General features: G+C 42.4%; 16 protein-coding genes, 1 tRNA gene and 1 rRNA gene. 11 read left to right on the top strand and 7 right to left on the bottom strand.

What is annotated here, in order from left to right; genetic code table 11:
- Nucleotides 1-17 precede the first annotated feature (17 nt).
- The 5 genes from LI82_RS00980 to LI82_RS00955 all read left to right on the top strand — a co-directional run bounded on the left by LI82_RS00980 (nt 18) and on the right by LI82_RS00955 (nt 3191).
- A tRNA-Cys gene (locus tag LI82_RS00980) sits at nt 18-89 on the top strand.
- 48 nt (nt 90-137) lie between these two features.
- A 5S ribosomal RNA gene (gene rrf / locus LI82_RS00975) occupies nt 138-259 on the top strand.
- 421 nt (nt 260-680) lie between these two features.
- Nucleotides 681-971, top strand: coding sequence for a ferredoxin-thioredoxin reductase catalytic domain-containing protein (locus LI82_RS00970; RefSeq protein ID WP_048193090.1), 291 nt, complete (start codon nt 681-683; stop codon nt 969-971).
- 426 nt (nt 972-1397) lie between these two features.
- Nucleotides 1398-2660, top strand: a complete 1263-nt coding sequence (locus LI82_RS00960; RefSeq protein ID WP_048193088.1) for a diaminopimelate decarboxylase — start codon at nt 1398-1400, stop codon at nt 2658-2660.
- 138 nt (nt 2661-2798) lie between these two features.
- Nucleotides 2799-3191: a DNA polymerase ligase N-terminal domain-containing protein gene (locus LI82_RS00955; protein WP_048193087.1), complete on the top strand. Its 393-nt coding sequence runs from the start codon at nt 2799-2801 to the stop codon at nt 3189-3191.
- Nucleotides 3192-3206: 15 nt separating this feature from the next.
- On the opposite strand, the gene LI82_RS00950 is transcribed toward LI82_RS00955, so the two are convergent.
- The 6 genes from LI82_RS00950 to LI82_RS00930 form a co-directional block, all read right to left on the bottom strand.
- Complete coding sequence (locus LI82_RS00950; RefSeq protein ID WP_048193086.1) at nt 3207-6386, bottom strand: tetratricopeptide repeat protein; 3180 nt, start codon at nt 6384-6386, stop codon at nt 3207-3209.
- Nucleotides 6387-6631: 245 nt separating this feature from the next.
- On the bottom strand, nt 6632-6928 hold the full coding sequence (locus LI82_RS00945) for a carboxymuconolactone decarboxylase family protein (RefSeq protein ID WP_048193085.1): 297 nt from the start codon (nt 6926-6928) through the stop codon (nt 6632-6634).
- 42 nt (nt 6929-6970) lie between these two features.
- Nucleotides 6971-7273, bottom strand: coding sequence for a dihydrofolate reductase family protein (locus LI82_RS12655; protein ID WP_081955697.1), 303 nt, complete (start codon nt 7271-7273; stop codon nt 6971-6973).
- Nucleotides 7267-7626 carry a hypothetical protein gene (locus tag LI82_RS12310; protein WP_052402642.1) on the bottom strand — a complete coding sequence of 120 codons (360 nt, stop codon included), beginning with the start codon at nt 7624-7626 and terminating at the stop codon, nt 7267-7269. The genes LI82_RS12655 and LI82_RS12310 overlap by 7 nt, the downstream gene beginning before the upstream one ends.
- Before the next feature lie 96 nt (nt 7627-7722).
- On the bottom strand, nt 7723-8025 hold the full coding sequence (locus LI82_RS00935) for a winged helix-turn-helix domain-containing protein (RefSeq protein WP_236622632.1): 303 nt from the start codon (nt 8023-8025) through the stop codon (nt 7723-7725).
- Nucleotides 8001-8777 (bottom strand): hypothetical protein, encoded by a 777-nt coding sequence (locus tag LI82_RS00930; protein ID WP_048193083.1) that lies wholly within the window; start codon nt 8775-8777, stop codon nt 8001-8003. The genes LI82_RS00935 and LI82_RS00930 overlap by 25 nt, the downstream gene beginning before the upstream one ends.
- Nucleotides 8778-8877: 100 nt before the next feature.
- Here LI82_RS00930 and LI82_RS00925 point away from each other — a divergent pair, with 100 nt between their 5' ends.
- The 4 genes from LI82_RS00925 (at nt 8878) to LI82_RS13530 (ending at nt 12862) form a co-directional block, all read left to right on the top strand.
- Nucleotides 8878-9627, top strand: coding sequence for an ABC transporter ATP-binding protein (locus LI82_RS00925; protein ID WP_048193082.1), 750 nt, complete (start codon nt 8878-8880; stop codon nt 9625-9627).
- 6 nt (nt 9628-9633) lie between these two features.
- Entirely contained in the window at nt 9634-10884 is a 1251-nt protein-coding gene (locus LI82_RS00920) for a COG1361 S-layer family protein (RefSeq protein ID WP_048193081.1), read from the top strand.
- A 27-nt stretch (nt 10885-10911) separates the two neighbouring features.
- On the top strand, nt 10912-12219 hold the full coding sequence (locus LI82_RS00915) for an ABC transporter permease (RefSeq protein WP_048193080.1): 1308 nt from the start codon (nt 10912-10914) through the stop codon (nt 12217-12219).
- Between the two features lie 508 nt (nt 12220-12727).
- The gene (locus LI82_RS13530; protein WP_269078502.1) at nt 12728-12862 is read left to right on the top strand and encodes a hypothetical protein; all 135 of its coding nucleotides are present in this window, start codon (nt 12728-12730) and stop codon (nt 12860-12862) included.
- Nucleotides 12863-12915: 53 nt separating this feature from the next.
- Here LI82_RS13530 and LI82_RS00910 read toward each other — a convergent pair whose 3' ends face one another.
- Nucleotides 12916-13785 carry a DMT family transporter gene (locus LI82_RS00910; protein WP_048193079.1) on the bottom strand — a complete coding sequence of 290 codons (870 nt, stop codon included), beginning with the start codon at nt 13783-13785 and terminating at the stop codon, nt 12916-12918.
- Nucleotides 13786-13914: 129 nt separating this feature from the next.
- On the opposite strand from LI82_RS00910, the gene pncB reads away from it, so the two are divergent.
- A complete protein-coding gene (gene pncB / locus LI82_RS00905) occupies nt 13915-15126 on the top strand; it encodes a nicotinate phosphoribosyltransferase (protein WP_048193078.1) in 1212 nt (403 codons plus the stop codon).
- 170 nt (nt 15127-15296) lie between these two features.
- The gene (locus LI82_RS00900; RefSeq protein WP_048193077.1) at nt 15297-17828 is read left to right on the top strand and encodes a bifunctional aconitate hydratase 2/2-methylisocitrate dehydratase; all 2532 of its coding nucleotides are present in this window, start codon (nt 15297-15299) and stop codon (nt 17826-17828) included.
- The last annotated feature ends 62 nt before the right edge of the window (nt 17829-17890 follow it).

The following is a 17890-nucleotide window of genomic DNA, read 5'->3' as shown; positions in this document are numbered from 1 at the left end:
CTAGGATTCGTTCAAATGCCAAGGTGGCGGAGCGGCTACGCAATCGCCTGCAGAGCGATTCCATTCCGGTTCGAATCCGGACCTTGGCTTTCATCCGTTAACAAAAGTAATATCTGATTCATTAATAAGAGTTAGAGTACGGCGGCCATAGCGGCAGGGCAACTCCTGTTCCCATTCCGAACACAGAAGATAAGCCTGCCCACGTTGCTTACTGTACTGAGGTACGAGAGTCCTCGGGAAATCTGCGTCGCTGCTGTGCTTACTCTATTTCCCTTCTTCTTTAACTGATCTTAACTCACTAGCTTTGGGTTTGCTGTTCTGATATGTTTTTATTCATGATCACAACTTAATGGGGATATATAAAATCGTATAATAAGGATCAACATTATTAGATTCGTATTTGTTAAAAACAAAATGATAAATATGAATAAGAATAAAAAATAGACAAGGAGTTGGGAAAGGGTGGTAGAGATAATTTGATCGTTATCTTTGATATGGGACTTTTCTCTGATCTGATTTATTAATCCATACAGATTTTCTTTAAAAGTCACTATTGATCAGAAAGCTTCAAACCAAATTCAATTGATAAAATGGTGAAGACTCTGATCGGCAATATAGGATTGAGAATGGATATTTATTAACAAGATTGATGGAACTTTTGAAGTATTCCGGAGGCAAACATGAATGAGCATGAAAGACTAAAAGAACATCTATATGAATTGGGTATAAGGTACGCCGAAAAAAAAGGATACAGACTGAATCCTGATAAGGAAATAGTCGACACTGTAATCGATGGACTTGCTGAAAATAAAGAAGAATACGGTAAGAGGTACTGTCCATGTCGGATTATAAAAGGCGATGAGGAAGAGGATAAAAAAATAGTCTGTCCATGCATCTACCTAAAAGAAGAAATCGAAAATGATGGGATGTGCCATTGTGAACTTTTCTTCAAAAAAGACGGTGATCAATAATAATTAGAATTTAATCATCACTGATTGATGTGAGGTCATAAGCTTGCTATTATAGAATTCAGGCTCCAATCTCTTTATTTAAGCTTAAATATTGTAGGAAAATATTGCAGCTCGACCAAGCATGTGATCATAGTTGTCTACAGTTGTTATGTATGGTCTCGTCCCCATCTTTTCAATTTCATGTAAAGTGCCAAATCCTTTCTCATATTTCCTGATGGAAAAATATTCTTTATTTCTATCGTATAATCTTACACTTTTATTTGTATGCATCCACTCCTTTAACAATACAATCAAATTCTACACAAATTGATACCAAATTGATACCAAATTGATCTCACTTCATTTCAAAAATTTTAATTACCCAAAATAGTATTAACTTTGAAGTAACTAGAGTACATCAGAACCCTAATTAGGAGAATTTAAAAAATGGTCTCAAAGACACTTCCATTCACAAAGAAACAGATCCTGGAAATAAAAGAGCAGTACCCTACTCCTTTTCATGTCTATGATGAGAAGGCCATAAGGGAAAATGCAAGGAAGCTCAAAGATGCTTTCAGCATTCTCGAAGGATTCACAGAATTTTTTGCCGTCAAAGCATTACCTAATCCATATATCCTGAAGATACTGAAGAGCGAAGGCTTCGGTGCAGACTGCAGTTCATTACCCGAATTACTTCTTTCTGAGAAGACCGGTATCGTTGGTGAGGGCATAATGTTCAGCTCAAATGATACTCCTGCAGAAGAGTTCGTCAAAGCAAAAGAACTCGGCGCGATCATCAACCTCGATGACATCAGTCATATCGAGTTCCTTGAAGAGACGGCAGGACTCCCTGAGCTTGTTTGTTTCAGATTTAACCCCGGTACTCTAAAGAAAGGAAATGCTATCATTGGAAATCCGGAAGATGCAAAGTACGGTTTTACAAAGGAACAGCTCTTTGAAGGCTACAGGATGCTCAAAGAAAAAGGTGTCAAGCGCTTCGGGCTGCACACAATGGTGGCATCCAATGAACTTGACCCATCTTACTTTGTGGAGACCGCAAGATTACTTTTTGAGACTATTGTCGAGATCTCAAATGAGCTTGACATCCGTTTCGATTTCGTGAACCTTGGTGGCGGTATTGGTATCCCTTACCTGCCGGACCAGGAACCTGTTCCATATGATGTCATTGCAAAGGGCGTTAAAGAGGAATATGATGCAAAGATCAAGGCAAACGGACTTGACCCGCTGAAGATCTACCTGGAATGTGGACGAACCATCACCGGTCCTTACGGGTACCTTGTGACCGAGGTAAGACATCTCAAGCACATTTACAAGGATTATGTGGGAACCGATGCATGTATGGCAAACCTCATGAGGCCTGGTCTTTATGGTGCATATCACCACATAACAGTTCTTGGAAAAGAAGACCAGTCTGGAACACACAAGTATGATGTCACAGGTTCCCTTTGTGAGAACAATGACAAATTTGCTATCGACAGAATGCTCCCAGAAGTTGAACGCGGTGACATTCTTGTAATTCACGATACCGGTGCTCACGGTCATGCGATGGGATTCAATTATAACGGTAAGCTCCGCTCTGCTGAACTTCTCTTAAGAGAGGACGGCAGCTTTGTCCAGATAAGAAGGGCAGAAACGATCGAAGACCACTTTGCAACCCTTGATCTAGAAGGTCTCGGCGATTTCAGCTAAGCAAAGGACACTAGTTCTGACCGGCATATTTTGGAATGGGAAAGCCTTTCAAAATATGCTCTTGTTTTTCTTTCAATATATTTTGCTCATAATACGTTTTGAAGTGAAACTTTATTAAGTTCAAGCTCTCTTTTTATTATGATGATTGATAAGGACGCTTTTATATTTGTGATACAGAAACACCATGCTCGCAATCTTCACTATGATCTGCGTCTGGAGATGGATGGTGTTCTCAAAAGCTGGGCGATTCCTAAGGAACCTCCTATTGTAGAAGGGGTCAAGCGACTTGCCATACAGACTGATGATCATGCAATTGAATATGCTGATTTTGAAGGAACGATACCTGAAGGCAGTTATGGTGCTGGCAAGGTCGAGATATGGGACCATGGTAGATTTGAACCTGTGGTAGTCAAAGAAAAGGAGGTCGTTTTCAGTCTCTCAGGTGAAAAAATGAAAGGCAAGTTCGTCCTAGTAAAGACGAACTTCGGGAAGGCTAAGAACAGCTGGCTCTTTTTTAAGAAAAATGAATAAAGCCTTTACTTCCTGTTATTCTAAGTTTGTTTTTATCGTGTTGTTCTCGGTATCATCATACCACCTGTCAGGAAGCTTGTAGGTAATACTTGGATCATACTCCTGTGGCATGAAGAACTTTGTTCCCCTATCATCAAGTGCTTCCACAAATCCCGGGTCAATGGTTTCCAGTTTATTTTTTTCATTTTCTGCTGATACCGATTCTCCAATCCTGTAATGTGCAAACCTCTTGTTGTAGAGTACGGAAGTTGACGCTGGATCGATCTCCAATGCTTTTTCATAGTATCCAACTGCTTCTTCCACATCTCCAAGGATATTGGCAATGAAACCTCTGTTGTACCATGCAGATATAGAATTGGGCTGTATCTCAAGGGCCCTGGCATAGAAATCTGATGATGCAACATAGCTGCTTGTCAGGTAGGCAGCGGTTCCTTTATTGTACCATGCAGCAGCATTATTTGGATCGATCTCAAGGACCTTGTCATAGCAGTACATTGCACCATTATAGTCCCCGTCCATATAGAGGTCAAATCCCTTCATGCTAAGTGCTTTTATGTCCGCTGGATTGTTGATGAGTATAGTATCATAGCACCTGACGGCATTCCTGTAAAGACCAATATTCTCATATGCTTCACCTAGTTTGTAAAGGGTATCAGTATCATTGATACCAGTGTTCAGTATAAGGTCGTAGGATGCGACGGCTTCTTCAACCTGGCCATTTCCTTCGAACGCAAGAGCCTTTGCAAATATTACTTCCACATTCTCAGGTTCAACTTCCAGTACTTTTTCATAGGACTGGATCGAAGCTTCGTAGTTTCCAAGCTTGTAGTATGTTTCTCCGCGATAGTACAATCCTTCAAGGTTATCAGGTTCTAGTTCCAGAAGTCGGTCATAAGAAGCCAATGAATTTTCATAAGATCCAAGGTTATCGAATGCGCGAGCCCTCAGGAACAATGCAGTTGTATCCTGTGGATTGATCCTGAGAACATTGTCATAGCACTCAATTGCATGATAATGATCCCCGATGTTGCTATAATCCTGAGCAAGATAGAACCATGCATCAGTATTATCAGCATCAAGTTCCACTGCTATCCTATAATTTTCAATAGCTTCAACTTGTCTTTTCAGCATATCATATGTAATTCCCCTCATGAGCCACATATTGCTGGAATTGGGATCTATGAGGATGGCTTTATTGTATGAACTTAAAGCGGCGGAATAGTCACCGGAATTTGAAAGTGCATTTCCCTGTGCAAGCCAGGCATCTTCTGCATGTGGTTCAACACCTATTAGATCCACGTCAAGGGAATTCAGATCATTGTCAGTAGTTGGATCATAGTAGCCATTTCCATTTTCCAGATCGACGATCTTGAACATGTCAATTAAGCTCGGTCCGGTAAATGAATTTGTAATGGCGGGAATGCTTGAAGAGCTGTTGATCCTTTCCATTTTACTGATGGCTACCTGCATCTGAGTGTTTATGGCTGAATTTGATGGTTCAAATGCTAAAGCTGTTTGATAATTTTCAATTGCTTCTGAATAATGACCCTGTTTCGCCAGGATCCTTCCTTTTCTGTAATAAGCATCAAAGAAGTAGGGGCTCTGTTCACTTACTATTCCATAAGCTCTGATAGCTTCATCATATTTTTCGAGATGGTCAAGGTCAAGTCCGAGTGCATACCATGCCAGAGTGAACTCCGGTTCTATATCAACTGCTTTTCTGTAGCAATAGACAGCTTCGTTATACCTGTCGAGGGCATCAAGATCAAAACCTTTCCTGTACCATGCCTCTGAACAGGAGGCATCTTTTTTCAGGGCTGCTGTATATGATTCTACAGCTTCGTTCTTCATCCCTAGCTCGTCAAGAGCGACCGCTTTATTATACCAGACAGAGGGGTGCTTTGTTTCAAGTTCAAGTGCTTTGTCAAAACTCTCGACAGCATTTTCATATTCTCCCTGTTTCAGGTAGATCGTGCCTTTATCAAACCATAATTTTGTGGACTCAATACTAAAATCTGGAGTTTGATCGTAGCAATTTTCCTCCTTGCTTGTATTCAATCGGGAAATAGCAGGGTTCTGTAAGTATGTCTTTGCAATTGTATCGGGATCTACGCCTAAAGCTTTATCATAACTAACAATGGCTTCATCATATTTTCCAAGAATTTCAAGCACCATGCCTTTCTTTTGCCAGGCTCTTGTATTATCCGGATCAAGCTTGATCACCTGTCCGTAACTTGTCAAAGCATCCTGATATTTTTCAGTTGATTCAAATGCTTCACCAAGTTTGAACCATGCATCGACATTATAGGGGTCAATTTCTACAACTTTTTCATAGGCTGTTATTGATGGTTCAGTTTCACCAAGGATCTCATGAGCTTTCGCTTTGCTCCACCATGCATCGTTGCTCTTGGGATCGAACTCGATTACCATTTCATATGCTTCAATTGCCTTTTCATATTCTCCAAGACTATCATATGCCTGGCCTTTGTGGTACCATATGGTCGTATTGTCCGGATCGATCTTTAGAGCTTCACCATATAGTTCGATAGCTTTGGAAGTCTTGCCTTCTTCTGTACAAGCTATAGCTTCTTTATAGATGTAAGAGGAATGTTCCATCTGGAGTTCAAGGAAACTTCCATAGATGTTCATTGCTTCATCATGTTGTCCAATATTGTCCAGTGCCTTTGCCTTATGATATAGTACGACTGCTTCTTCTGAGCTCATATCATCTGTCATCTCAGATGCTGGCATATCAGTATCTATTATGCTGGAATTGTTTGGTCCACTGGTTTTGATCAGGTATTTTTCAATAGACACAAGTGCCTGATCATACATCGAAATAGCAGATTTGTAATCGCCTTTTTCAGAAAAGGCCATACCCTTTTTGGTGAGCGTTAACACATGATCAGGTTGAAGTTCCAGCACCATGTCATAACATTCTATTGCTTTATCGTACTCTCCAAGAAGGTAATATGTTGATGCTTTATTATCAAGAGCTTCAATGTAATCAGGTTCGATGTCAAGGGCCATATCATAATTGGCCAATGCTTTTTCATAACTGCCGTTAAATGTAAAAGTTAGTCCTTCTTCATTCAGTGCTCTGGCCTCAAAGCTCAGACTTTGAGCCTGAAAGCTAAATCCTGAGATAAGGAGGGTAACTATCAACAAGCTTAGAATGGATCTTTTTACCACCATATTTTAACCCATTATATGATTTTTAATTTTAAAATAGATCTAATTTCTGTATTCAAAATGTAATATCGTTTTTTATGGCATAAATATCTATTTTATACATAAGTTTAATTCACTTCTCTTTTTTTATTGTTATGTCTTATTAATATTGAAACTATTCACTAACTTTTATGATAACATAGGTAATAGCTCCAATACAAATAAACTTTTCCACAAATCGATTTTCTTTACTTCGATTATATATTCATTTACTCATCGGAGCCGTCAAAGATATCTTCATAAGCCTCCGTCCAGTGCAACTGTGATCCACCTGCAATGAACATTGCTACTGCTATAGCTTCTGCGATCTCTTCTTCTGTTGCACCGTTTTCCTTTGCTCTTTCAGCATGTATCTTTACACATTTCTCACATCTCATGAGAACTGAAGATGCAACTGCTATAAGTTCCTTGACTTTCAGATCAAGTGAATTATTCCTGAATACCGCTGAACGCATGTCTGTGAAGGCTTTAGAAGCTTCTGGTAATTTTTCATCTAAAAATGTCATTCTCTATCTCCATTGTCTATTTTATCGAATATAAGTGTACTATCATTTATCAGGAGAACGCTTAATTTTGTAAACAAGCCATACATTGTCCTTCTCCAGTTTCTCACATTTTAACAGTTCAAGTTCTATAGGCTTCGTTTTTCCAATATTGGAAAACAAGGTATCAACTTCTTTCCCTATCTGAAGGGGCATTATGATAAGACTGATCTCATCCACAAGATCCTGTCCGAGCAAGGCTCCGTTAAGTCCGCTTCCGTTGTCTACAAGGACTGTTCTTGCCTTGTACTTTTTGTTAAGTACTTCAAGTGCTTCCCGGAGGTCAACGTGTTCTTCACCTGTTACAATGAAGTCTTAATCCCTTTCTTAAAGGTATTCCAGATAATCTTCTGGTGTTGAGCTGATACAAGCAGGACAACCTCGCGACACAGCTCGAACCTTCGAAATAAATGAAGTGAACCTTTGAGGATACCTTTCGAGTCAACTATGGCCCATTTCGGGATCGTGCTTTCTCTTTCAGGTTTCCTGAGATCTGTATCCTCTTTCGGTGGAAGTGCACCAAACATTTCGATCCCGGTCTTTGCAGTGTTTGCTCCTACCAGGTGAATGTCTTCTTCAAAGCTTGCCAATGCTCCATAATGGATTCCCATATCGACTACGATGTCCCTGAATGAGCCATCAAGTGTAATGGAATTATGCATTATTACTTTTGGCCTTCCATATAACCCCGGTCTTATATTGTTCTCCTTAAATAAAAGAGCTACCGTTGATAAGAAGGATAAAATATCTGTTGCTGTTTATAGGCCAAAGTCTGCAAGAAATGCTACGAAATCTTCGTATTTATCCAGAAAGTTTTTTCCTTTATCGGTCAATGAATATATCTTGCGTTTTTCCTTGTATGGCTTGACAGTGATCAGACCCTTTGATTCAAGGTCTCCTACATATTCTTCGAACATCTGGAAGGAAAGATTTGACAATCTCTGAAGTTTTGTTGGACTGATCGTATTGTTGGACTCGCGGATAACTTTGAGTATATCCCTTATGATCTCCAGACGGCTCCTTTTCTGGAATGGCTTCATATTGTTAGAATGCGAGTCCATTTTCGAATTCCCTTAAGAATAATAAAATAAGCTACGATCGTCAGTCCATTTATGATAATTCCTGCTATGGTATCTTCTGATATCAGATCACTAAAAGTTCCCAGGAAGTTCAGTGTAAATATAATTATAAGTCCGAGGTAGTAAGGATGTTTTATTGAACCTATTCTTCCGGAAGATCTGAGATTTGATCTTATTAACAGAAGAATCAGTATAAATATACTTCCTTTGTACATAATTGTACTGGTAAGTCCATAATATTCTGAAATAACTCCGTATGCTATTACATCTATAAGGACGAATGCCATTAAGGCCAGGAAAAACATTGATTTATATCTCCTTTTTGTGGAAATATTATCAAAAAACCGCCACGTTATGGTATAGAGTAGCTCAGTATTTGCTATCCAGAAAGAACAACCTGCTAATAGCAGTGCAGGGATTCCCACAAAAAGAAAGAATAATGTTCCGACTTCCAATGAAAATTTTGCAATTACCATTGAGATCATCATTGTAAGAATTGCAAGATTTCCAACACCGAAGAAAAAGAAGGTATTTTTGAAATGCTTCAATCCCTCATACTGGCTAATTGAATAAAGTTTGGCAATTTCCAGATAGATCATCAGTGCAAGAATAGCCATGACAGGATATGCAACAACATCGAATACAACATCCGTTAGTGTGTACATGGATGTCATTTCTGTTGACATCTCGAGTATTTTCGGTGTCAGTATTGCATCAATAGCATCAATTGCCATGCCGGGTTCTATATCAGAGCTGGTATATAAAAAAAATGTAGTTAAACTATCTTTTTCAACTACTTCTCGTTTTTATAGATGTCAGTATTTACAACGATCTATGTCAGAACCACTGATCACTTTCAGGGATGTCTGGAAAACCTACCAGATGGGTGAAGTGCAGGTGAATGCCCTCCAAAATGTGAGTGTCTCCATAGACCGTGGAGAGTTTGCAGCTATCATAGGACCATCAGGGAGTGGAAAATCCACAATGATGAACCTCGTAGGTTGTCTTGATATCCCATCCGATGGGGAGATCTTCCTCAAGTCAAGGAATATATCTGAAATGACCGAATCAGACCTTTCCACACTCAGGGGGAAGACCATCGGATTCGTTTTTCAGCAGTATAACCTGATCCCGGGAATGACAGCTCTTGAAAATGTTCTCCTGCCTCTTGAGATCCAGGAATTTGAAGACAACATTGCCATGGAAAGGGCAAAGGAAGCCCTTGAAATGGTCGGCCTGTCAGACAAGCTGAACAACAGGCCCAGCCAACTTTCAGGTGGGCAGCAGCAACGTGTTTCTATTGCAAGGTCACTGGCTTGTGATCCGGAGCTTATTCTTGCAGATGAACCAACCGGTGCACTGGACAGTAAGACCGGACGCGAGGTTATGAACATTCTTCAAAGGCTCTGGAAAGAGAGGGGAAAGACCGTGGTGATGGTAACTCACGACATGGACCTTGCACAGTATGCTGAAAGACATATTGTTCTAAAGGATGGTCAGATAGTTCGCGATGAACCCAATGACATTTTTTCCGAAGATTTATCTCGGACAAAGTTTGCTGATATTAATATGCAAAAAAGGTGATCCTATATGAATTTTAAAAAAATTTCACGTATTCTAGTACTATTACTTTTCATTTCAATGTCATTTGGACAAACTGCAATGGCTCTTACCAATTCAGACAGGGGATTGATCGTAGATCTCCTTAATCAAAACCCTGATCCCGTAAAACCCGGTGATGTTCTTGAGGTCAGATTTTCCATCCAGAATGCCAGATCAAGTACAACAGATAGCGTTGTTGTTGAGCTCATACCAAAATATCCTTTCAGCAAAGTTTCCGGTCAACCTCTCATTGAGAACATCGGTAAGCTCGGAAAGAGGTATGAGGACGAGAACAGCAAGGTTGTAAAGTTCGAACTTTTTGTCGACAACAATGTCAATGCAGGTCAATATCCTCTTGAGGTATTGGTCTATGAGCAGGGCAACAGGGACCATGCTTCCTTGAAACAGGAAGTCATGATCGATGTTGACAGTGAATCCAATGCTGAGATAGAATCCATCAGTCTTGAAAAACTGGTTCCGGGAAAGAAGACCAACCTGTCCTTTGTAATAAAGAACGTTGGCAATTCTCCACTGAAGAATGCTATGTTCTCCTGGGATAGTACAGGTGACCTCATACTACCTGTTGGTTCAAGCAATGTGAAATACATTAATTTTATCGATATTGGTGAGAATGCAACTGTTGAGTATCAGGTATTGACGAACGTCAACACAAAACCCGGACTCTACAAGTTGGATATGACACTTATCTATGATGATGTCGAAGAACTGCAGACCATTACACAGGCTGGTACTCTGGAGAACCAGAAACGCAAGACCATTGAGAGCAAAGCCGGTATCTACATAGGTGGCACAACTGATTTTGATATCGTTTTCGTTGAGCAGACCATGAGGGGGGATTATTCTTTCTCAGTTTCCAATATCGGTAATAATAAGGCAAGTTCTGTGACCATATCCATTCCTGATCAGGAAGGCTGGAGTATGAAAGGTGGTTCAAATTCTGTCGTTCTTGGAAGCCTTCAAAAAGGTGATTATACAATGGCAGATTTTGGTATCACTCCAAACACCTACGGTGATTTCCTGCCTTTGAAATTCCAGATCGCATATACTTCAAGTGATGGTGAGAGGGAAGTTCAGGATAAGGAATTGTCAGTACTTGCATCAAAGCCGGTAGTTATGCAGGAATCTGTCAAAACAAGCGGATCAAACAGCTGGATGATACTTGCCTTTGCAGTCGCTTGTGTTGCAGGCTTTGTGTTCTATAAGAAGAAAAAGATCTAATATTTCTTTTTATGCGGGGTATTCAGGATGAAACCGGCGAAGATCTTCAAGATATCATTGAACATGGTTAAGGCTAATAAGCTGCGAAGCTGGCTTACTATCATTGGCGTTATCATAGGGATTGCATCTGTTATGACAGTAGTAACAACAGGTGAATTTTTCCAGGACCAGGTGACCAAAACACTGGAAGGATTTGGAGGTGATACTATCACCATAGTTGCTTCCACGCCTTTCCAGATCATGGATGAAGAAGAAGTAGGTGTTGATCCCGTTGAGGATCAGGAGTACAATGAGTATCTGGAAGATCCTGACATGGATGCACAGGCAAAGTTGACAAAAAAAGATGTACTGACCCTTGAACGGATCCCTGAGGTCGAGTACATCAACGTAAAAGTGGAAAGCAGTGCATTACTGGATATGAGTGGCGAAGAAACGTCCGTATGGATAAGTGGTGTGGACCCGAAGGTATGGGAGAAGATGACCACAGAGGAGATAGCCGAGGGCCGAATGCTAAAAGCCGGTGACAGGAATGTTGTGGTTATTTCCGATTCGCTTGCAAACGAAGCTTTCAAGGACAAGAAGATAAGGCTTAACCAGATGCTCGTCCTGAATGAAAGATCATACAGGGTTGTCGGCATTCTGGCAAAAGGTGATGGTCTGCTTGGAGGCATAAGCAGTATGTTCGGCAGTAGTGTGTACATGTCATGCGATGATGTCTATAGCCTTCAGTCTGAGGATGATGCTTTTGCAAAAGAGGAAGGTGTCTACGATTCCATTGAAGTGATGCTTTACGAAGGATCCGATGTGAATGCTGTGCTCGATGACATGGACAAAAAGCTGAAGTTATCAAGACGTGTCGATGAAGATACAAAGGATTTCTATATCTCCTCACAGAAGGAGATCATGGAAGGAACTAATAAGCTGATCACAGGTCTGACCGCATTCCTTGCTTTCATTGCGGGGATCTCGCTGCTGGTAGGTTCTGTGGGCATTGCTAACACGATGTTCACTTCAGTGCTTGAGAAGACCAAAGAGATCGGTATCATGAAAGCAATTGGTGCCAGAAATGAAGATATCCTCATGATATTCCTGTGCAATGCTGCCTTGATCGGTCTTGTAGGCGGTCTGCTTGGGATACTTCTGGGAACAGCGATCGTGCAGGTCATCGTGTTCCTGATCTCGATGCAGCTGAAGATTCCATTTGTATTCACACTGAGCCTGAAGGCAACGGCGGTTGCAACCATCGTTTCAATTGGTGTTGGCCTTGTGGCTGGTCTAATGCCTGCAAAGAATGCATCGAAGTTGAATCCTGTGGATGCTTTGAGGTATGAGTAAATCGAGAAGAGGTGAAGTACTGAGGAACATTGCTCTTGTTTCTCAGATCCTTTTTATTATGCAAGTCTGTTTTACTATCAAAATTGACTTAACGAATAGATCAGCATTTTTTGAGACCGAAAGGGTGACCGATAGGTCCAACTTCTTTACAAATACAATCTTGGCAACCTTCTTTTAATAATATTTCAGGGCTTCTTTCACAAAAACAATTTCCACAATTCAGACATGTGCAGATTTTTTTATCAATCATTTTGATCAACTATTTCCAATTTCTTTTCCAACATAGTCATTTCGACTTACAAAATATATAACTTTATACCTGACATTTATCTAATATGTACGGAATCGATATTTTTTCTTTTGTCATAACCTGGACAAAATATATATTGGTCTTTAATGTCCCATATTATGGGGTGATACAATAGAACATAAAAATAAATTTCCAGTTCTTGAAGGATGGATCGAGAACTGCCCCTGGCTTAACAGGGACATCGAACTGCTGGAATGCATGAAATGTGAACATTTCACAAAGATCGACTGCATCTTCATCGTCTGTGGCTACAAGGAGAGATACTCCAAGCGGAGGAAGACATATCGTGATGCTGAGACCGGGGAAGAGGCCATCAGGTGCGATCTGTCCTGAATTGAAACTTTACTGATCGACAGATCCTCTCACTGATCTTTCATACGATCATTTCAGTTACGTTCGGAGAGGTAAACTCCTGCAAGTACAAGCACTGCCCCGATTATGACATAGATGTTTGGCACGTTTCCTATTATTATGCTATCTCCTAAAATTGTTATAAGCGGGAGCAGGTAGATTCCATTGGTGGTCGTGCCTGATCCTGCAAGGTGTATCGCTTTGTTCCAGAACAGGAATGCAAATGCTGAGCAGAAAACTCCTAGGTAGATGAGAGCAGCTATGACCACCATCAGGTCATTTTGTGAGAATATGTCTATCTTCAGGTTCTGTGCTTCAAAAAGTGCAAAGGGAAGGAGAAATATCGTACCTGATAATGTGAGGTCACGGGAAACAATGAGCATGTTCTTTGAACCCATTCGGTCGATGATCAGGGTGTAAAATACCCAGGAAAAGACCGATCCGAACATCAGGAAATCTCCTAGCGGGTTAAGGTCAAGGTTGAACTTTCCGTTCAATATCAATAAACCAACTCCAACAAAGGCGATGAATGCTCCAAAATACTTTATTGGTATTGAGAACTTCCTTCTGAGGGCATCGACAGTGAACAGGAATAATACAGGTACCGTGGCACTTATGAGAGATGAGTTGGTGGCTGTTGTGAATGTCAGTGCCACGTTCTCGAACATATAGTAACAGGTGATCCCCAGAAAACCGGCGATTGCAACATACTTGACCTCATTGCGGCTGTAGCTCTCCCTTTTCCTGCAAATAGCGAACAGAAGGACGGTAGCAATGAAAAAGCGGGTAAATGCAATGATTGCAGGATCAAGGTAATCAAGCAACACTTTTGTGGCAACGAAGGAAAATCCCCAGATGGCAACAACCATCAACATGTAGAGAATTCCTTTTGTCCGATCTTCCATTTTCACCACTTTTGTAAGCTTTCAACATCAGGACTGCATTTGTGAGCCTGTGTTTTTATATATTGGTTTCGATATGTACATTCATATAAGGCAATGATATAAGTCACTGCCTAAAAAGGAAGACCTCATGTGATCCGATCGATACTGGACAATGACCTCTACAAGTTCACAATGCAGATGGCTGTGCTGGAACTTTTCCCTGATGCACGGGCAGAGTACCATTTCATAAACAGGGGAGAACAGCGCTTTACTTCTGAGTTCGTGGCAGAACTAAGGCGAACTATCAATGAAGACATTGTTGGATTGGCACTGACTGATGAGGAATATTCCTGGCTTAAGATTAATTGCCTTTTTTTCAAACCATCCTATCTTGAGTATCTTAAGAACTTCCGTTTCGATCCTTCTGAAGTAAGATTATCCCTTACGGATGATGGTGATCTTGATCTCTGGGTAGAAGGCCCATGGCATAGCTCCATTCTCTGGGAGATCGTCCTCATGGCGTCCATCTCGGAACTCTATTTCACGATTGTGGAAAAGGACTGGTTGAACAGGTTCGCATCCAACGGTGATGATCCTGAGACAACTTTAATGAATGAGTATGGCAATCTGATGAGCGAGATGGGTGAAGAACTTAGCTCAAACGGTTGTATATTTTCAGAATTCGGTACCCGTCGCCGTAGGGGATTCAAGTTGCACGACAAGGTGGTTGACGTCCTCCACAGGCTTGACTCATTTGCCGGTACAAGTAATGTCTACCTTGCTAAGAAATACGGTGTCCGTCCGATAGGCACCATCGGTCATGAATGGATCATGGGCAATTCCGCACTTGTGGGACTTCGAAACGCAAACCTGTTCGCCTTCGAGAACTGGATCCGGGTCTACAAAGGTGATCTGGGTATTGCACTGAGTGATACGTTCGGATCAAAGCCTTTCTTCAGGAACTTCGGTCTTGAGCTTGCCAAGCTCTATGATGGTGTCCGCCATGATAGCGGAGATCCTTTTAAGTTTGCGGATGAGGTCATTGAGCATTACAAAAAGCTGGGTATCGATCCTATGAAGAAGTCACTTGTTTTCAGTGATTCACTCCATGTAAAGGATGCTATCAGGCTGAAAGAGCATTGTGAAGGCCGCATCAATTGCAGTTTTGGTATCGGAACAAGCCTGACGAACAATTCTGATTTCTTCAGCTACAGTCCACCGCTTAACATGGTGATCAAGCTCCATAAGATCGATGGCATACCTGTGGTGAAGCTGAGTGATTCTGCGGACAAGGCCACAGGGGATCGCGATGCTCTGAGGGTTGCCAACTATATTTTCGGCAGGAATGGACTGGACGATTAAGTATTTTGACTTGTTTTTTTTCAGTAATTGCCCCGTTAACGTCATATACAGAAAACACGATTATCAGAATCATATATCATAATTAATGCTTTTTTTCAAGAAAACAAGATCGGAAAAAGCTACTCAGCCGCCAATGCGGTGAAAACGCAATTTCTCATGGAGGATAAAAGATGATCGAAGCTTATCTAAAACACGAAGAAGAGAGGAACGCTCAGGGTATTCCTGCACTTCCTCTGAATCCGGAACAGACCTCTGAACTTTGTGAATTGTTACAAAATCCTCCTGCAGAACAGGAAGAGTTCCTGCTGAATCTGTTCACGGAAAGGATCTCTCCAGGCGTGGACCCGGCTGCAAAGGTCAAGGCAGATTTCCTTGGTAAGATTCTCTCAGGAGAAGTTTCTTCACCTCTCATCGACAAAAAAGAAGCCATCAGGATCCTGGGAACCATGATCGGTGGCTATAATGTCAAATATCTGATCGAAGCACTCGGGGATACTGAGCTGGCAGATGAAGCTACCTGTGCGCTTTCAGGCATAACCCTTGTCTACGAAGCCTTTGACGATGTAGTGGAACTGTCAAAGACAAATGAAGCCGCAAAGAAGGTCCTTGAGAGCTGGGCTAATGCTGAGTGGTTCACAAGCAGACCGGGAATCCCTGAGAAAATTACTGTAAAGGTATTCAAGGTCGATGGCGAGATCAACACCGACGATTTCTCCCCTGCAAGTGCTGCATGGAGTCGCCCGGACATACCTCTTCATGCACTGGAAATGGGTAAGACCCGCTTCCCAGGGGGCATTGAGGAGATGGCAGAATGGCGCGAGGAAGGACACGATGTCGCCTTTGTAGCTGATGTGGTAGGAACCGGTTCCTCCCGTAAATCCGCCTGCAACAGTGTGCTCTGGCACATCGGTAAGGACATACCGTTCGTTCCAAATAAACGCCGTGGCTGCGTGATCATTGGAACCGCTATAGCTCCTATCTTCTTTAACACAGCCGAGGACTCAGGTGCACTTCCTCTGCAAATGGACATCAGCAAGATCGATCAGGGAGATATAGTTACCATCAACACCGTAAAGGGTGAAGTGACAGATGAGAATGACAATGTCCTCTCCACTTTCGACCTCAAACCCAACACCATGGCAGATGAATACCGTGCCGGAGGTCGTATTCCTCTCATAATCGGTCGCTCTTTGACCACTAAGGCCCGCGAGACACTTGGGCTGCCTGAGACAGACATATTCACAAAGCCCGATAATCCGGTTCCGGAAGCAGGGCAGGGATACTCTTTGGCACAGAAGATCGTTGGTCGCGCATGTGGCGTGAATGGAATTCTCCCAGGTACTGCCTGTGAGCCGATAATGACCACAGTAGGCTCCCAGGACACCACCGGTCCAATGACCGCTGACGAACTCACAGAACTTGCCTGCCTGAAGTTCCAGGCTCCAATGTTCATGCAGTCATTCTGTCACACCGCAGCTTACCCTAAGCCTGCAGACGTGAAGATGCACAAAACACTCCCGGATTTCGTTTCTGAGCGTGCCGGCGTATCCCTGAAACCCGGAGACGGTGTAATCCACAGTTGGCTCAACCGCCTGCTTGTCCCGGACACAGTAGGTACCGGTGGAGACTCTCATACCAGGTTCCCTATAGGCATATCATTCCCGGCAGGTTCCGGTCTGGTAGCCTTTGCAGGAGCTCTTGGTTTCATGCCTCTGGATATGCCGGAATCAGTTCTGGTACGCTTCAGTGGAAAGCTCAATCCTGGCATTACGCTGCGTGATGTTGTCAACGCTATACCATACTATGCTATCAAGCAGGGCCTGATGACCGTTCCAAAGAAGAACAAGATCAATATCTTCAATGGTCGCATCCTCGAGATCGAAGGACTTCCTGATCTAACAGCCGAGCAGGCATTCGAGCTTACCGATTCAGCCGCAGAGCGCTCAGCCGCAGCAGGTTGCATCCAGCTAAGCGAGGAATCCGTATCCACTTTCCTGCGCTCCAACCTGGCATTGATGAAGAAGATGATCAGGGACGGATACCGCGATGCACAGACCATCCAGAAGCGCATCGAAGCTGTTGAGGGGTGGCTGGAATCCCCGAGCCTGCTCAAAGCAGATCCGAATGCAGAATACGCCGCGGTCATAGAGATCGACCTTGCAGACATCAAGGAACCGATTCTTGCATGTCCAAATGATCCTGATGATGTCAAACTGCTTTCAGAGGTTGCAGGAACAGAGATCCAGGACGTTTTCATAGGCTCATGCATGACGAACATCGGACACTTCCGTGCTGCAGCTGCTATCTGGAGTGACCAGAAGTTCAACCCTGATGTCCGTACCTGGATATGCCCACCTACAAAAATGGACCAGGCACAGCTCAAAGAAGAATCAGTTTTCTCAGTGTACAGCCAGGTCGGAGCCCGCATCGAGATCGCCGGATGCTCACTTTGCATGGGTAACCAGGCCCGTGTACCAGATGAGTCCACAGTGTTCTCCACCAGTACCCGTAACTTCGACAACCGTGTGGGTGACGGAGCTCAGGTCTACCTTGGCTCAGCAGAGCTTGGAGCTGTAGTTACCAACCTTGGCAGGATGCCTACGGTCGATGAGTACATGGAAGCTTACAAAGAGAAGATCGAGCCAAAACAGGACGAGATCTACAAGTATCTTCAGTTCGATGAAATGGAAGACTATCAATAATAGGAACTGTAGAACCAACTGTGGATCGATCTTAATCGCGTAACGTTAAGCACATTTAGCAA

It is taken from the genome of Methanococcoides methylutens (assembly GCF_000765475.1).
Classification (GTDB): Archaea; Halobacteriota; Methanosarcinia; order Methanosarcinales; family Methanosarcinaceae; genus Methanococcoides; species Methanococcoides methylutens.
This window is presented reverse-complemented; position numbering and strand designations above follow the sequence as displayed.

Excerpts from the sequence above, each read along its gene's own strand:
- LI82_RS00955 (WP_048193087.1), top strand. The coding sequence starts at position 2,799 with ATGATGATTGATAAGGACGCTTTTATATTTGTGATACAGAAACACCAT.
- LI82_RS00915 (WP_048193080.1), top strand. The coding sequence starts at position 10,912 with ATGAAACCGGCGAAGATCTTCAAGATATCATTGAACATGGTTAAGGCT.
- LI82_RS00910 (WP_048193079.1), bottom strand. The coding sequence starts at position 13,785 with ATGGAAGATCGGACAAAAGGAATTCTCTACATGTTGATGGTTGTTGCC.
- LI82_RS00945 (WP_048193085.1), bottom strand. The coding sequence starts at position 6,928 with ATGACATTTTTAGATGAAAAATTACCAGAAGCTTCTAAAGCCTTCACA.
- LI82_RS00900 (WP_048193077.1), top strand. The coding sequence starts at position 15,297 with ATGATCGAAGCTTATCTAAAACACGAAGAAGAGAGGAACGCTCAGGGT.
- LI82_RS00920 (WP_048193081.1), top strand. The coding sequence starts at position 9,634 with ATGAATTTTAAAAAAATTTCACGTATTCTAGTACTATTACTTTTCATT.
- LI82_RS13530 (WP_269078502.1), top strand. The coding sequence starts at position 12,728 with ATGAAATGTGAACATTTCACAAAGATCGACTGCATCTTCATCGTCTGT.
- LI82_RS12310 (WP_052402642.1), bottom strand. The coding sequence starts at position 7,626 with ATGCATAATTCCATTACACTTGATGGCTCATTCAGGGACATCGTAGTC.
- LI82_RS00930 (WP_048193083.1), bottom strand. The coding sequence starts at position 8,777 with ATGGCAATTGATGCTATTGATGCAATACTGACACCGAAAATACTCGAG.
- LI82_RS00960 (WP_048193088.1), top strand. The coding sequence starts at position 1,398 with ATGGTCTCAAAGACACTTCCATTCACAAAGAAACAGATCCTGGAAATA.
- LI82_RS00935 (WP_236622632.1), bottom strand. The coding sequence starts at position 8,025 with ATGGACTCGCATTCTAACAATATGAAGCCATTCCAGAAAAGGAGCCGT.
- LI82_RS00950 (WP_048193086.1), bottom strand. The coding sequence starts at position 6,386 with ATGGTGGTAAAAAGATCCATTCTAAGCTTGTTGATAGTTACCCTCCTT.
- LI82_RS00925 (WP_048193082.1), top strand. The coding sequence starts at position 8,878 with ATGTCAGAACCACTGATCACTTTCAGGGATGTCTGGAAAACCTACCAG.
- LI82_RS00970 (WP_048193090.1), top strand. The coding sequence starts at position 681 with ATGAATGAGCATGAAAGACTAAAAGAACATCTATATGAATTGGGTATA.